The organism is Streptomyces sp. NPDC058697 (genome assembly GCF_042715345.1).
Lineage (GTDB): Bacteria > Actinomycetota > Actinomycetes > Streptomycetales > Streptomycetaceae > Streptomyces > Streptomyces liliifuscus.
This window is the reverse complement of the sequence record NZ_JBHXSU010000042.1, coordinates 1-14,431: the sequence shown is the minus strand read 5'-3', so window position 1 is coordinate 14,431 and position 14,431 is coordinate 1. Positions and strand designations below refer to the sequence as shown.

General features: G+C 72.6%; 10 protein-coding genes. 1 reads left to right on the top strand and 9 read right to left on the bottom strand.

All coding sequences use genetic code 11. The features are described from left to right. Window positions 1–38: 38 nt before the first annotated feature. From pcaC to ACFWXQ_RS44880, 9 genes are all read right to left on the bottom strand, one after another. On the bottom strand, window positions 39–1,328 hold the full coding sequence (pcaC, locus tag ACFWXQ_RS44920; RefSeq protein ID WP_383948621.1) for a 4-carboxymuconolactone decarboxylase: 1,290 nt from the start codon (window positions 1,326–1,328) through the stop codon (window positions 39–41). Between the two features lie 186 nt (window positions 1,329–1,514). After that, on the bottom strand, window positions 1,515–3,527 hold the full coding sequence (locus tag ACFWXQ_RS44915) for an SWIM zinc finger family protein (protein ID WP_383948601.1): 2,013 nt from the start codon (window positions 3,525–3,527) through the stop codon (window positions 1,515–1,517). 959 nt (window positions 3,528–4,486) lie between these two features. Then, window positions 4,487–7,336 (bottom strand): SNF2-related protein, encoded by a 2,850-nt coding sequence (locus ACFWXQ_RS44910; RefSeq protein WP_383948603.1) that lies wholly within the window; start codon window positions 7,334–7,336, stop codon window positions 4,487–4,489. A 117-nt stretch (window positions 7,337–7,453) separates the two neighbouring features. Continuing rightward, a complete protein-coding gene (locus ACFWXQ_RS44905) occupies window positions 7,454–8,035 on the bottom strand; it encodes a sugar kinase (RefSeq protein ID WP_383948606.1) in 582 nt (193 codons plus the stop codon). Then, a complete protein-coding gene (locus ACFWXQ_RS44900; RefSeq protein WP_143641028.1) occupies window positions 8,032–9,216 on the bottom strand; it encodes an ROK family glucokinase in 1,185 nt (394 codons plus the stop codon). The genes ACFWXQ_RS44905 and ACFWXQ_RS44900 overlap by 4 nt, the downstream gene beginning before the upstream one ends. A 183-nt stretch (window positions 9,217–9,399) precedes the next feature. Then, complete coding sequence (locus tag ACFWXQ_RS44895; protein WP_383948609.1) at window positions 9,400–10,224, bottom strand: ATP-binding cassette domain-containing protein; 825 nt, start codon at window positions 10,222–10,224, stop codon at window positions 9,400–9,402. Next, window positions 10,221–11,258: an ABC transporter permease gene (locus tag ACFWXQ_RS44890; RefSeq protein WP_383948612.1), complete on the bottom strand. Its 1,038-nt coding sequence runs from the start codon at window positions 11,256–11,258 to the stop codon at window positions 10,221–10,223. Before ACFWXQ_RS44890 ends, ACFWXQ_RS44895 begins: the two co-directional genes overlap by 4 nt. Beyond that, window positions 11,255–12,259 (bottom strand): sugar ABC transporter substrate-binding protein, encoded by a 1,005-nt coding sequence (locus ACFWXQ_RS44885; protein ID WP_383948615.1) that lies wholly within the window; start codon window positions 12,257–12,259, stop codon window positions 11,255–11,257. The genes ACFWXQ_RS44890 and ACFWXQ_RS44885 overlap by 4 nt, the downstream gene beginning before the upstream one ends. A gap of 187 nt (window positions 12,260–12,446) precedes the next feature. Next, window positions 12,447–13,184: a GntR family transcriptional regulator gene (locus tag ACFWXQ_RS44880; protein WP_383948624.1), complete on the bottom strand. Its 738-nt coding sequence runs from the start codon at window positions 13,182–13,184 to the stop codon at window positions 12,447–12,449. Window positions 13,185–13,313: 129 nt separating this feature from the next. On the opposite strand from ACFWXQ_RS44880, the gene ACFWXQ_RS44875 reads away from it, so the two are divergent. Further along, a complete protein-coding gene (locus ACFWXQ_RS44875; RefSeq protein ID WP_383948618.1) occupies window positions 13,314–14,327 on the top strand; it encodes a Gfo/Idh/MocA family oxidoreductase in 1,014 nt (337 codons plus the stop codon). Window positions 14,328–14,431: the final 104 nt, after the last annotated feature.

The following is a 14,431-nucleotide window of genomic DNA, read 5'->3' as shown; positions in this document are numbered from 1 at the left end:
GGTGGCGCGGCCCGGTGGTGGCGCCACCCGGCCGGAGGTCATTCCTGCGGTGTGGTCTCCTCGCGGATGACCTGCTGGGCCACCTTGAAGGCGCTGTTCGCGGCCGGTACGCCGCAGTAGACGGCCGCCTGGAGAAGCACCTCCTTGATCTCGACGGGGGTGAGGCCGTTGCGGAGGGCGGCCCGGGTGTGGAAGGCGAGCTCGTCGAGGTGCCCGCCCGCGACCAGGGCGGTGAGTGTGACGCAGCTGCGCGAGCGCCGGTCGAGCCCGGGCCGGTCCCAGATCTCGCCCCAGGCATAGCGGGTGATGAACTCCTGGAAGTCCCCGGAGAACTCGTCGGCCTGGGCCATCGCGCGGTCCACGTGCGCGTCCCCGAGCACCTCCCGGCGGACCTTGATGCCCGCGTCGTACGGGTCGGGTCTGCCCAGGACCGCCTCGGGCTGCGCGGCCGGGGCGATCTCGGCGACGGGCGACATCTGCTGCGGCGCGGCCAAGACCGGGCTCGCCTGCGGCACCACGACCGCCATCTGTCCGGTTGACGAGTCGTAGGCGGGCTGCTGCCAGGCGGTCGAGAAGTGCCGTACGAGAAGGTCCGTGACCGCGGCGGGCTGCTCCACGGGGACCAGGTGCGAGGCGCCGGGTACGACGGCGAGGCGGGCGTCCGGTATTCCGGCGACCAGGGTGCGGGCCTCGGCGGGGCCGGTGACCTGGTCGTCGGAGCCGACCAGGACGAGCGTCGGCACCCCGATCCGGCCCAGCTCGCCATGGATGTCGAACGAGGCGAGCGCCTCGCAGGCGGCGATGTAGCAGCCCGGGTCCGTGGTGCGCACCATCTGCACGGCCCACTCGGTGATCGCGGGCTGCGCCGCGGCGAAGCCCTGCGTGAACCAGCGCTCCGGAGACGTCCGCGCGATCGGGTCCAGGCCGTTCGACCGTACGATCACGCCGCGCTGCCGGAACTCGTCGGCCGTGCCGAAGCGCGGTGAGGCCGCGATCAGCGTGAGCGAGGCGAGGCGCTCCGGGTGGCGCAGCGCCAGTTCGGCTCCGATGGCACCGCCGAGCGCGCAGCCCGCGTACCCGAACCGCTGGACGCCGAGCCCGTCGAGCGTGACGAGCAGCCGCTCGGCGAGCTCGGTGACGGAACCGGCAGGGTAGGCGGGCGCACCGCCGTGGCCCGGCAGGTCGAAGCGGAAGACCCGCCATTGCTTGGCCAGCTCCGGGACCTGCCGGTCCCACATGTGCCAGGTCGTACCGAGCGAGGGACCGAGGATGAGCACGGGGGCGTCTTCCGGGCCGTCGAAGCGGTACTGGAGGGCTGGGGACTTCATTTCACTCACCGCTCCACGCTAACTTCCACACCTGTGGTCACGGAAACGAGCCCGATTTGTCCACGCGGCCTGCACGGAGCCGCCACATGTCGCACGGCGGGCCGGAGGGCAGGTCAGCGGAGCCGTTTCCGCCCTCCGGAGCCTCCGAAAAAAAGTTGGAGGCCGGCGCACGGGGGGGGCGCGCGCTCACAGGTCGGTCGGGGAGCCCAAACCCGTGAGGGCGCCGACCGGGTCGAGGTCGGGGGTGCCCCTGGGCCACCAGTCGTCGTGGCCCGGTTCCGACTCGTAGGCGTACCAGAGGCCGTCGTGGCCCAGCCGGAGCTGTATGTGGCCGCGGGGGTGGGTGAGGTGGTTGTGCCAGGGGCGGAAGGCGGGGAAGTCGGCGGCCAGGAGGAGCGGGCGGGCCCGGTCGAAACGGCCCGCCGGCGGGTCCCAGGGCTCTTCGAGGACGGCGAGCCCTTCCAGTCCGCCCTGACGCCAGGCGGCGACCGCCCGCGCCAGGTCCGCCGGGGTGCGGCCGGCGGCGGTCGCCAGGGACGCGTACAGGGCGCGGGTGGTGGCGGTGAGGCCGGATCCGGGACGGGTGGCCGCGAGGCGGACGGCGTCCTGCCAGAGGGTCAGCTCCGCCACGGGGTCCCGGCCCGTCGTGAGCAACGCGTGCGCGCGGGCCGCCGCGTCGGTGGCCAGCTGGTCCAGTGCGAACGGGTCCGGGCCGCCCGGCGACGCCGGATAGGCCGGAGGCTGCTCGGGGTGCGCGGGCGGCAGCAGCGGGGCCGGGAGCGGCGGCGGTGTGCGGGGCGCGAGGGCGTCGGTGGCCCGTACGCCCGGGAGTGCCGGTTCCCGCTCTGCGCGGGCCGAGCGGGCCGCCAGGGTGGCGCTGCGGCGGGACAGCGCGTCCAGCAGCTCGCGTTCGCCCCGGCCGCGCGACAGGAGGAGGACGAAGGGGTCCTCGTCCAGCAGCCGCGCCGTCTGGTAGCAGAGCGCCGCCGCGTGTTTGCAGGGGTGGCCGGAGTCGGGGCAACTGCACTGCGGTACCAGGTCGCCGGGGCCCGGGAGCAGGCCCACTCCGCTGTCGGCGAGCGACTGGGGCAGGTCCTTGTCCAGCAACGCCGCGATGTGCCCCGGCCGTTCGGCCGCGGCGTCCAGGAACCGCTCCCAGTCGTCGTCCGAGAGCGTACGCATCCGGATCTGCACGCGGTACGGCCGCGGGCGGCTGCCGTGCACGTAGGCGAGCACCAGCCCGGGCGTGACGGTGATGGCGTCCACGTGTCCCGCCCGCGCGTACGCCTTCCCCCGCCCGAGCCTCGCCGCGTCCAGCGCCATCTCCTCCAACGCGGCCACCCACGCGTTCCCCCACCACGTCTCGGCGAACCCGTCCGTGCCCTGTGGCCGTGCGGGCAGCGCGGGGAAGGTCCGCCGCAACTCGCCGTCACGGCCCGGAGCGGCCATGGAGCGCGCGGGCGCCGCGATGGGGAGTTGGGCGGGCGTGGGGTGAGGGGCGGCGGGGTCGGGGGTGGGATCGGAGTGGGGTGGCGGGGTGGCGCTGGGGTCGGGTTCGGCGGGGTGAGAGCCGCGGGCCGCCTTGGCCATGGCGGCTCGCACGGTTTCGGCGATCGAACCGCCGGCGGGTGCTGCTGCCGCGTCGGAGGAGGGGGCGGATGCGGGTGCTGGCGCGGGCCCGCGCTTTGGCTCCCGCCTCGGCGCCAGCCCGAGCGCCGACTCCGGCTCTGGCTCTGACTCCCGCTCGGTGGACGGCGGCTGTTCGTCGGCAGACGCCTGGGAGGTGTCGGGTGCCGCGGTGGCGGTGTCCGTCTCCGTGGGACCTGTGGCGGGCGGGGTCGGCAGACCGGCGGGCCGACCAGCAGGCTGGTCCTCGGGGGCGGGAACCGCCGCTGGAGTCGCGCCTCCCGGCACGGCGTCGGGTCGCGCCGGTCGGTCTTCGGACTCTTCCCTCTCCAGCCGGGCCGTCAGGTCGAAGGCGTCGCCCAGCCGGTCGGCAAGCTCCCGGACCTGTGCCGCGGCACGGCGGTTCGCCATGGTCGGCCGGGGCGCCGGAGCGCTGGACTCGGCACCTCCGCGCCGCCTCCGGCCCTCGACTGCCTTGTCCCGGGCGGCAGTTCGCTCCCGCTCCGCCTGAATCCTCGCGGCACGCAACGCCTCGCGGGCCACGTCACCGGGGCGCGCAGTTCCGGAAGCCACGTCGGGTCGCCCGGGCGCCGACGACTCGATGTCCGACTCGGAACCCTCGCCGTCACCGGTGTCCGGCGCCCCATGCGCGTCCGGCGTCCCTTGCACCTTCGAGGGCCAGGGCCATGGAGTGTCCGGCGCCCCCTGCCCGCCTGGCGCCGCAGGCACGCCTGACGTCCCCTGCGCGCCTGGCGCATCCTGCCTTCCCTGCGTCCCCTGTACACCTGGCGCACCCTGCGTCCCCGGCCTCCCCTGCGCGCCTGGCACATCCTGCCTGACCTGCGTCCCCTGTGCGCCTGGCGCATCCTGCCTGTCCGGCCTCCCCTGCGCGCCCGGCACACCCTGCCTGTCCGGCCTCCCCTGCACGCCTGGCGCACCCTGCCTTCCCTGCGCCCCCGGCCTCCCCTGCACGCCTGACGCATCCTGCGTCCCCTGTACGCCTGGCGCACCCTGCCTTCCCTGCGTCCCCGGCGCACCTGGCGCATCCTGCTTGCCCTGTGCCCCCTCCGCCCCCTCCGCCCGCCGGGCAGTAGCGCCACCCGTGCGGCCGGCCACAGCCGCGCGCCTCAGCGCCTCGCGTGCCTTGTCACCCGGTCGGGGCCCCGGCGATGTGGTCCCCTCAGCTGCTCCCATTGCCCTTCTGGGCTCCGCCGGGCGCGCGTCCGCCTTTGTGGGGTGCCCCTCTCCCGCACCGGCCTCCGCCCCTCCGTCATCCCCCCGTCGCGCCGCCCGCAGGGCACGCCGAGCGGCGTCGGCGGGCCGCGCCTCACCAACCGGTGCTTCACCGGCCGAGGAGGCCCCGCCGACCGGAGGCGCCTCGGTGCCAGGCGAACCCTCCTGCTCCGGCCGATCCAGCTGCACCCGCTGATCCAGCTCTTCCCGATCGTCCGGCCGATCCCTCTGTTCCGGCCGATCCGGCTGGTTCCGCCGACCCAGCCCATCCAGCCCATCCGGCCGACCCGTCGGAGACATCACGTCGACCTCCTCAGCGAGACCAGGTCGGACAGCTCGCGGTCGGTCAGTTCTGTCAGGGATGCCTCGCCGGAGCCGAGGATCGCGTCGGCCAGGGCCCGCTTGGAGGCGAGCATCTCGGCGATGCGGTCCTCCACCGTGCCCTCGGTGATGAGGCGGTGGACCTGGACGGGCTGGGTCTGGCCGATGCGGTAGGCGCGGTCGGTGGCCTGCTCCTCCACGGCGGGGTTCCACCAGCGGTCGAAGTGGACGACATGCCCCGCGCGCGTGAGGTTGAGGCCCGTGCCGGCGGCCCTGAGGGAGAGGACGAGGATCGGTGTCGCCCCACTCTGGAATCGGTCGACCATGTGCTCGCGCTCGGCCACCGGCGTACCCCCGTGAAGCAGTTCGACGGGGACCGCGCGCGCCGCAAGGTGGTGGGTGATCAGCTTGGCCATGCCCACGTACTGCGTGAAGACGAGCGCCGAGCCGTCCTCGGCGAGCAGCGTGTCCAACAGCTCGTCCAGGAGGGCGAGTTTGCCGGAGCGGGCGGCCTGGCGGGAGGCCCCTCCGCCGCCGGGATGCCCTCCGGAGTCCTCCTTCAGGTACAGCGCGGGGTGGTCGCAGATCTGCTTGAGCGCGGTGAGGAGCTTGAGGACCAGGCCGCGCCGGGCGATGCCGTCGACACTCTCGATCGCCAGCATCGACTCGCGGACCACGGCTTCGTACAGGGAGGCCTGTTCGCGGGTGAGGGGGACGGGGTGGTCCGTCTCCGTCTTGGGAGGCAGTTCGGGGACGATGCCGGGGTCGGACTTCTTGCGGCGGAGGAGGAAGGGCCGGATCAGCCGGGCGAGGCGGGTCACGGCCTCCTCGTCCTCGCCGTTCTCCACCGCGCGCGCGTGCCGGGCGCGGAAGGACTTCAGCGGGCCGAGCAGTCCCGGAGTCGTCCAGTCGAGCAGGGCCCACAGTTCGGAGAGGTTGTTCTCCACGGGCGTGCCGCTCAGGGCGACCCTGGCCGGTGCGCCGATCGTCCGCAGGGCCTTGGCCGTCGCCGAGTACGGGTTCTTGACGTGCTGGGCCTCGTCCGCGACGACCATGCCCCACTTCTGCCGGGAGAGCTGCGGTGCCGTGGACCGCATCGTCCCGTAGGTGGTGAGGACGAACCCGCCGTCCGTGTTCTCCAGGGCTTCCAGGGAGCGGCCGGCACCGTGGTAGCGGCGCACGGGCACGCCCGGGGCGAACCGCTCGATCTCCCGCTGCCAGTTGCCGAGCAGCGAGGCGGGGCAGACGACGAGGGTCGGTTCGGGGCGCGCCCGCTTCAGGTGGAGGGCGATGAGGGTGACGGTCTTGCCGAGGCCCATGTCGTCGGCGAGGCAGCCGCCGAGGCCGAGCGAGGTCATGAGGTCGAGCCAGGCCAGTCCGCGGAGTTGGTAGTCCCGGAGGGTGGCCTTCAGGGCGGGCGGTGGTTCGGCGGGGCGCAATCCTGCCGTGAGGCGGTCTCGCAGTACGGCCAGCGCGCCGACCGGCACCGCCTCGACCGTCTCGCCGTCGACCTCCGCGGTGCCGGTGAGGGCCACGGAGAGGGCGTCGACCGGGTCGAGCAGTCCCAGTTCGCGCTTGCGCGCCTTGCGGACGAGGGCCGGGTCGACGAGCACCCACTGGTCCCGCAGCCGCACCACGGGGCGGTGTGCCTCGGCGAGCTGGTCCATCTCGGCCTCGGAGAGCGGGTCGCCGCCCAGCGCCAACTGCCAGCGGAACTGGAGCAGTTCCTCGCTCTCGAAGAAGCCCGTGCCGTCCGTGGCCGAGCCCGGCGCGGAGCGGACGACCGCCGCCGCGCTCAGGTCCTGGGCGAGGTCGCGGGGCCAGTGAACGGCGACCCCGGCCGCGCCGAGGCGGGTCGCGGCGACGCCGAGCAGGTCCGACAACTCGTCCTCGGACAGCGCCAGTACGTCCGGCACGTCCCGTGCGGACAGCCGGTCCAGGGGCGGCCAGACGCGGGCCGCGCGGCGCACCGCCAGAGCGGCGTCGACTCGGGCACGCGGTCCGAACGCCGTGTCGGCGGCGCCCGCCCACAGGGTCGCGGCGTCGACCACGAGGGTGGGGTCGGCGAGGCTGTGCACCTGGACGACGGCCGCGCCCGCGCGCCGCGCGCCCTCGCTGTCGTCGAAGAGCTCGTACGCGGACAGGTCCAGGCGCAGCGAGATCCGCACCCCCGCGTCCATGCCGGCGGCGACCTCCGCCGCCCAGTCCTGGGCGCCCGGCAGCCGCTGGGGTCCGGCGGCCGCGAAGGGTTTCCCCGTGGCGTACGGCGCGGCCGCGGTGCGGGGCAGTGCGTCGGCGACCGCGTCCACGAAGGCGCGCATCAGCGCTTCCGGGGCGGGCAACTGGAGGGGGCCCCGGCCCGGCAGGGGTAGGGCGTGTCCCTCGTACGGAAGGGACGCGGCGACCGCCCTCAGGTGGGCGATGTCGTCCGGGTCCAGCGGGCCCGCGCGCCACGCGTCGTATCCGTCGGGCGTGAGCCCGGGCAGCAGCCGGCCGCGCGCGACGAGGCGCAGGGCGTGCAGTGCGGCGGCGCCCCAGCAGGCCGTGGCGGGATGTGCGGCGGGGTCCCGTCGGGCCCGCACGAGCAGCGGCAGCGCCTCGACGACCGGCAGTGTCAGCGCGGGCACCGATCCCCTTCGTGCGCCCGCGCCATGCCTCCGTACGACCGTGAGTTCGGTGTCCGGGCCCAGCAGCGGTACGTCCCCCTCCGGGGCCCAGAAGGCGATCCGGCCGTCGCGCGGCAGGGCTGCGGGCAGGAAGACGGCGGCCAGCCGCACGGACACCTCGGGCTCGGTGCCGACAGCGGCACGCGTCTGCGCCACGCTCATGCTCCCGGCCACCTCCCTCACCCCGGTCCGACTCGACGACCCGCCCTGGTCGGATCACCCGTCTTCGACTCTACGGGCCGGGTCTGACAACGCGGCTCGGCGGCGGAGCGGGGCGGGTCAGGGTGTCGTTCTGGAGACCACGTAGACCATGGGGTGACCGGGCTTCGACCAGTCCACGACGATGTCCTGGGTGGGCGTCGGGTTCTTCTGCGCGTGGGTGAGACCCGACCAGGGGCCGGGGCCGGTGAACTCCCAGCCGACGACCCGCCGGTCGCGGGCGCCGATGGCGACATCGTTCTTCTTCAGGGCGCCACGGCTGGTGCCGATGGTCTTGAGGAACTTGTCGAGGCCCTTGTCGCTGGTGAGGAACTGGACGTAGAGACGGCTGGTCTTCCAGTTGTTCGTCTCGTAGTACGCGACCTCGGCCGAGGACCCCGGGATGGGGATCCGGTAGAGGCGGCGCTGGACGCGTGAGGGCCAGCCCGGGGTGAGGCCGGTCGCCGAGTACTTCTCCTCCTTGTCCTTGCCGCTGTCGCGGCTCTGGTTGGCGGAGATCACCAGGTAGCCGGCCGGGACACCGATGAGCAGCACGATGATCAGCAGGGTCAGGGAGCGGCGGCGGATCATGTGGCCGCGGCCCTCGGGCGGGCGCGGTGGCTCGTCCGGGGGCGAGGCCTGGCGCGGCAGCGAGGCCGTCACAGCGAGTCCTGTGCGGAGCGGCGCGACTCGGCGTAGCGCTCGTACCGCTCGTAGCGCTCCACCCGGCGCCGGTTGGCGCGCCGGAAGCGGCGCGCGACGAGCCGGGCGAGGTCCGCGGCGCCGACCATGCCGGCCTCGGGGCCGAGCTGGGCGCGGGCGATCCGGGCCTCGGGGCGGTAGCCGCGGCCGGTCAGATGCCGTCGGAAGGCGTCGCGGGCGGGGCCGATCAGCAGGTCGTCGGCCGCGCTGACGCCGCCGCCGATGACGAAGCAGGAGGGGTCCAGGGCCGCCGCGAGGTTCGCGATGCCGACGCCGAGCCACTGGCCGATGTCCTGGAGGAGCTCGATGCACATGGCGTCGCCCTCGCGGGCCAGCTCGGTGATCATCGGGCCGGTGATCTCGGAGATGTCGCCCTTGACGTGCTCGATGATCCCGTACGCCACCGGGGAGTCGGCGGCGGCGAGCTCGCGGGCCTCGCGGACCAGTGCGTTGCCGGAGCTGTACTGCTCCCAGCAGCCGCGGTTGCCGCACGGGCAGCGGTGGCCGCCGGGCACGACCTGCATATGGCCGAACTCGCCGGCGACGCCGAACTTGCCGCGCTTGACCTGGCCGTCCTCCAGGATCGCGCCGCCGATTCCGGTGCCCAGCGTGATCATGACGAGGTGGTCCTCGCCGCGGCCGGCGCCGAAGCGCCACTCGGCCCAGGCGGCGGTGTTGGCGTCGTTGTCCACCAGGACGGGCACGGCGAGGCGGCCCGAGATACGGTCCCGGAGGGGCTCGTTGCGCCACGACAGGTGGGGGGCGAACAGGACGCGGTTGCGGTCCGCGTCGACCCAGCCGGCCGCGCCGATGCCGACCGCGTGCACGTCGTGCCGGTCGGAGAGGTCCAGCACCAGCTCGACGATGGTGTCCTCGACGACCCTGGGGCTCTTGGACTTGTCGGGGGTCTCGGTGCGGACCTTCTCCAGGATGTTGCCGTCCGCGTCGACGACTCCCGCCATCACCTTCGTACCGCCGATGTCGATGCCGACGGTGGGAACGCGCGGCGCCGTCAGGTGTGAACGGCGCTCGCGTGTGCCCACGGTGCGCAGGACGGTGGCCCGGCGGGAGCCGATGGGGGCGCCCGCGGCTCTGGCGGAGCCGAGCGCCCTGGGGAGTGCGAGGTCGCGGTAGGTGCTCATCGCGCCGATTCTGCCGCACGTGGGGGTTTGGCCGCACGGCGGCGTCCCTCGCCTCGCTCGGAACCGCCCTGGATTGCTGCGGAACGCTGCCGGTCGTTCGCTGTCCGCGGGACCTCCGCGGCTGGTCTCGCCCACGCGACGGAGCCGCACATCGATACAGGCCCGCGCCCCTGGAGGTGCGCCCTAGGGCGCGGAATTCTCCAGCTCGTGGCGCAGGTCGTCCAGCTCCGAGCCTCCCGCCATCTGGCGGGTCAGTTCGTCCAGGGTGATCTCTTCGCGTGTGTGGCTGCCGGTCATCGTGCCGCGCTTGAGGAGGACGAAACGGTTACCCACCAGGTAGGCGTGATGCGGATTGTGGGTGATCAAGACAACACCCAGGCCCGCGTCGCGTGCGGCGGCCACATATTTGAGGACCATGCCGGACTGCTTCACCCCGAGCGCGGCGGTGGGCTCGTCGAGGACGAGGACCTTGGCGCCGAAGTGGACCGCGCGGGCGATGGCCACGCACTGCCGCTCGCCGCCCGAGAGGGTGCCGATGGGCTGGTCGACGTCGCGCAAGTCGATGCCCATGCGCAGGAGTTCCGCGTGGGTCGTCCTGCGCATGAGGTCGACGTCCAGGCGCTTGAAGGGGCCCCTGCCCTTCCGCGGCTCGGAGCCGAGGAAGAAGTTGCGCCAGACCGGCATCAGGGGCACGACGGCGAGGTCCTGGTAGACCGTGGCGATCCCGCGGTCGAGGGCCTCGCGCGGGGACTCCGGGCGGACGTCCTCGCCCTCGATGCGGAAGCTGCCGGCGTCGTGCTGGTGCAACCCCGCGACGATCTTGATCAGGGTCGACTTGCCGGCGCCGTTGTCACCCAGCACACAGGTGATCTCGCCCGCGTGGACCTCCAGCGAGACACCCTCCAGGGCGCGGACGTTGCCGTAGTACTTACTGACGTCGTCGAGCTCGACGAGGGCTGCCCGCCGGGTGGCCGACGGCGTCTCGGTCGTTTCCGTCGCGTGCGTCATTTCGTGGCCTCCGCGCGCTTGCGGACCCAGGCGTTCAGCAGGGTCGCGAGGAGCAGCATCGCTCCGAGGAAGAACTTGAACCAGTCGGGGTTCCACTCGGCGAACACGATGCCCTTGTCGGTCATGCCGAAGATCAGTGCGCCGACCGCCGAGCCGATGGCGGAGCCGTAGCCGCCGGTGATCAGACAGCCGCCGATGACGGCCGCGATGATGTACGTCAGCTCCTTGCCGACGCCCTCTCCGGACTGGACGACGTCGAAGGAGAAAAGCAGGTGCTGCCCGGCGATCCAGGCGGCGAGGGAGACGCCCATATAGAGGCCGATTCTGGTCCTGTCGACCGGGACGCCGACCGCGCGGGCCGCCTCTTTTCCGCCACCGACCGCGAAGATCCAGTTGCCGACGCGGGTCCGCAGCAGGATCCAGGAGGCGAGGGCCACCAGACCGAGCCACCACAGGATGGTGATCTTGAAGTCGACGCCGCCGACCGTGAGGACGGAGGCGAAGACGGCCCTGACGGACGCGAAGCCCTCCATGTCGGCGATCGTCTTCGTGGAGACCGTGCCGCTGATGAGCTTGGTGAAGCCGAGGTTCATCCCGGTCAGCATCAGGAAGGTGCCGAGCGTGATGATGAAACTGGGCAGCCCGGTGCGGGTCAGCATGAAGCCGTTGAAGAAGCCGATGGCGAGGGTGACCAGGAGCGAGACACCGACGCCGACCCAGACGTTCGCGGTCAGCTGGTAGCTGAACATCGAGGAGATCAGCGCGGACGACGTCACCATGACGCCCGCGGACAGGTCGAACTCGCCGCCGATCATCAGCAGCGCCACGGGCACCGCCATGATGCCGATCGTGGAGGCCGCGTACAGGACGGTGCTCAGCCCGGCCGCCCGTACGAAACCATCGGCGACCAGCGCGAAGAACAGGAAGACGGCGAGCGCGCCGACCACCGAGCCGAGTTCGGGGCGGCCCAGCAGTCTGCGCAGCGGCGAGGTCCGCAGGAGCCGTTCGTCGGTCGTGAGGGCTGTCGCGGTCATCGGGTCCCCCGCTCCGCGTACTGCTCCAGTGCGGCGGCCTGGTCCTTGGTGATGATCTGCGGGCCGGTGAGGACGGGCCTGCCGCCGCCGAGGGTGTCGGCGTTGTACTTGTGCAGCCAGAGCAGGTCGACGGCCTCGTAGCCCTGGAGGTACGGCTGCTGGTCGACGGCGAAGCCGAGGGTGCCGTCCTTGAGCGAGGCCGCCACCTTGGCGTTGAGGTCGAAGGTGTCGATCTCCGCCTCGCTGCCCGCGTCCTGCCTGGCCTTCACCGCGGTGTCGGCATAGGGGGCGCCGAGGGTGACGACCGCGTCCACGGACCGGTCGGCCTGGAGCTTGGCGCCTATGGAGGCCTGTACGGCGGACATGTCGGTGCCCTCGACGTACAGGTTCCGTACGGTGCCGTCGAAGGTCTTGGCGACTCCCGCGCAGCGCTGTTCGTGGCCGACGTTGCCCTGTTCGTGGAGGACGCAGAGGGTCTTTTTCCGGCCACGGCGGTTCAGCTCTTCACCGACGGCCTCGCCGGCGATCGTCTCGTCCTGGCCGATGTGGGTGAGCGCGCCGAACGTCTTGGACTCCGCGGAGCCGGAGTTCACCGTGATCACGGGTATGCCGGCCTTCGCGGCGCGCGCGAGGGCGCCCTTCATGGCGGCGGGCTTGGCGAGCGTGACGATGATGCCGTCGACGCCCTTGTCCACGGCGGCGTCCACGAGCTGCGCCTGCTGCTGGGCCTCGTCGTCGTGGGAGTACAGGAACTTGATGTTGTCCTTGACCGCGGCCTGCTCGGCGCCGTTCTGGACGATGTCCCAGAACGTGTCGCCATCACCCGAGTGGGTGATCATCGCGAAGGTCCAGCGGGGTGTGTCCACCGCGGCCCTGCCCTGGGCGGACGCCGCCTTGCGGGCATCCTCGGCGCGTTTGCCGCCGGTACTGCTGCACCCGGCCAGAGACGCGCCGAGCGCCCCTGCCACCGCGATGCTCACCCAGGTCCGAAACCGTGCCACGAGGCCGTGCCCTTCTTGCTGCCGATACATGGAGCTACCAAGTATCGGACACTGCGATCACCCATTCGGACGGCGGGTACCGCGCGGGCACATCCCGGCGACCCGGGGCACGTCTGCGACGCCCGCCGAGTCGTACGAGGTCAGGGGCGTATGCGGTCGAGAGAGTACGCAGCCGGGGACTGCGAGATCAGGGGCGTACGAGCAGCTGGAACTCGAAGGAGTAGCGCGAGGCGCGGTACGTGTGGGTGCCGAACTCCACGGCTCGGCCCGTGTCGTCGAAGGTGGTGCGTTGCATGGTGAGCAGCGGGGCTCCCGCGGGTTCGCCGAGGCGCTCGGCCTCCACGAGCGTGGCCGCGCGGGCGCCGACGGACTGGCGGGCGCTGTGCAGGGTGATGCCCGCGGCGCGCATCAGCCGGTACAGACCGGTGGCCTCCAGCTGAGAGCTGTCCAGGGCGAGGAGACCGGGCGGCAGGTAGTTGCAGAGGTATGCCATCGGCTCGCCGTGGGCCAGGCGCAGCCGCTCCACCCTGTGTACGTCGCTGTCCTCGGCCACGGAGAGGGCGGCGGCGATCTCGGCCGACGCCGGGACGACGGTGTTGACGAGGACCCGGGTCGCCGGGCGCTGACCGGCGGCCTCCAGGTCGTCGTAGAGGCTGCTCAGCTCCAGCGGTCGCTTGACCTGGCTGTGCACGACCTGGGTGCCGACGCCTCGACGGCGTACGAGAAGGCCTTTGTCCACCAGTGACTGGATGGCCTGGCGGACCGTGGGCCGGGACAGGCCGAGGCGTCCGGCGAGCTCGATCTCGTTGCCCAGCAGGCTGCCCGGGGTCAGGGCGCCGTGCTCGATCGCCGCTTCGAGCTGCTGGGCCAGCTGGAAGTACAACGGCACCGGGCTGTTCCGGTCGACGCTGAGCTGAAGCGGCACGGTCGGGTCCACGTCTGGTTTGGGCACGGGGCCGAGCGTAGCTCCGGGGGGTGATGACGGGAAGTTGCGAGGTTCGATTGTCCGGACAAAGCGTTGACAGGGTGTAGGGTCCGCCCTCAGTTTGGTCCCATGCGCATCGGACTCATCGGGACGGGTCGAATTGGTACATTTCACGCGACCGCCCTCAGCCGGCACCGCGAGGTCGGCGGCTCTCTCATCGTCACGGACGCGGACACCGCACGCGCCCGTCGGCTCGCGGACCGCTTGGGCGCCACGGCGGCGCCCGGCGTGGACGAGATCTTCACCTGGGGTGTGGACGCCGTGGTCATCACGGCTGCCACCTCAGCACACGGCGAACTGATCGGCCGGGCAGCGCGGGCCGGGCTTCCGGTGTTCTGCGAGAAGCCGATCGCCCTCGACCTGCGGGACACGTTAACGGCGATCGCGGAGGTCGAGACTGCCGGAACGATCCTGCAGATGGGGTTCCAGCGGCGTTTCGACTCCGGGTACACGGCCGCGCGGGAGGCGGTGCGGTCCGGCTCGCTCGGGCGGCTGCACACCGTGCGCGCCATGACCTCGGACCAGTCGCCGCCGTCGGCCGCCTACCTGCCGCAGTCCGGCGGGCTGTACCGGGACACGCTCGTGCACGACTTCGACATGCTGCGCTGGGTGACGGGCCGCGAGGTCACCGAGGTGTGCGCGATGGGCTCGGACGCCGGGCCCGCGATGTTCCGCGACGCGGGCGACATCGACACGGCCGCGGCCGTCCTCACCCTGGACGACGGCACGCTCGCCTCCGCCACGGCGACCCGGCTCAACGGCGCCGGATACGACGTGCGCATGGAGCTGGCCGGTGAGCTGGACCAGATCGGGGTCGGGCTCGACGACCGTACGCCGATCGCCTCGACCGAGCCGGCCGGGCCGCCTGCCGCGACCAAGCCGTGGACCGGGTTCCTTGAGCGGTTCGGGCCCGCGTACGAGGCGGAGCTGCATGCGTTCGTCGAGGTCGTGCGGGGGGAGCGGGCCAATCCGTGTGACGGGCGGGAGGCGTTGCAGGCGTTGCGGATTGCCGAGGCGTGCGAGTTGTCTCGGCGCGAGCGCCGAGTGGTGCGGCTCGGGGAGATCGCGGGCGGGCGGGACTGAGGGATTTTCTCGCCCCCGCCGCCCCTACCCATTCCCGTCACTTACTCAGGGGCTCCGCCCCCGAACCCCCAAAGACTGCGCAGTTCCCCGCGCCCCTAAAAACC

What these genes read in the sequence shown, in the direction of transcription:
- pcaC (WP_383948621.1), bottom strand. Translation starts at nt 1,328, where the DNA reads ATGAAGTCCCCAGCCCTCCAGTACCGCTTCGACGGCCCGGAAGACGCC.
- ACFWXQ_RS44910 (WP_383948603.1), bottom strand. Translation starts at nt 7,336, where the DNA reads ATGAGCGTGGCGCAGACGCGTGCCGCTGTCGGCACCGAGCCCGAGGTG.
- ACFWXQ_RS44900 (WP_143641028.1), bottom strand. Translation starts at nt 9,216, where the DNA reads ATGAGCACCTACCGCGACCTCGCACTCCCCAGGGCGCTCGGCTCCGCC.
- ACFWXQ_RS44895 (WP_383948609.1), bottom strand. Translation starts at nt 10,224, where the DNA reads ATGACGCACGCGACGGAAACGACCGAGACGCCGTCGGCCACCCGGCGG.
- ACFWXQ_RS44890 (WP_383948612.1), bottom strand. Translation starts at nt 11,258, where the DNA reads ATGACCGCGACAGCCCTCACGACCGACGAACGGCTCCTGCGGACCTCG.
- ACFWXQ_RS44875 (WP_383948618.1), top strand. Translation starts at nt 13,314, where the DNA reads ATGCGCATCGGACTCATCGGGACGGGTCGAATTGGTACATTTCACGCG.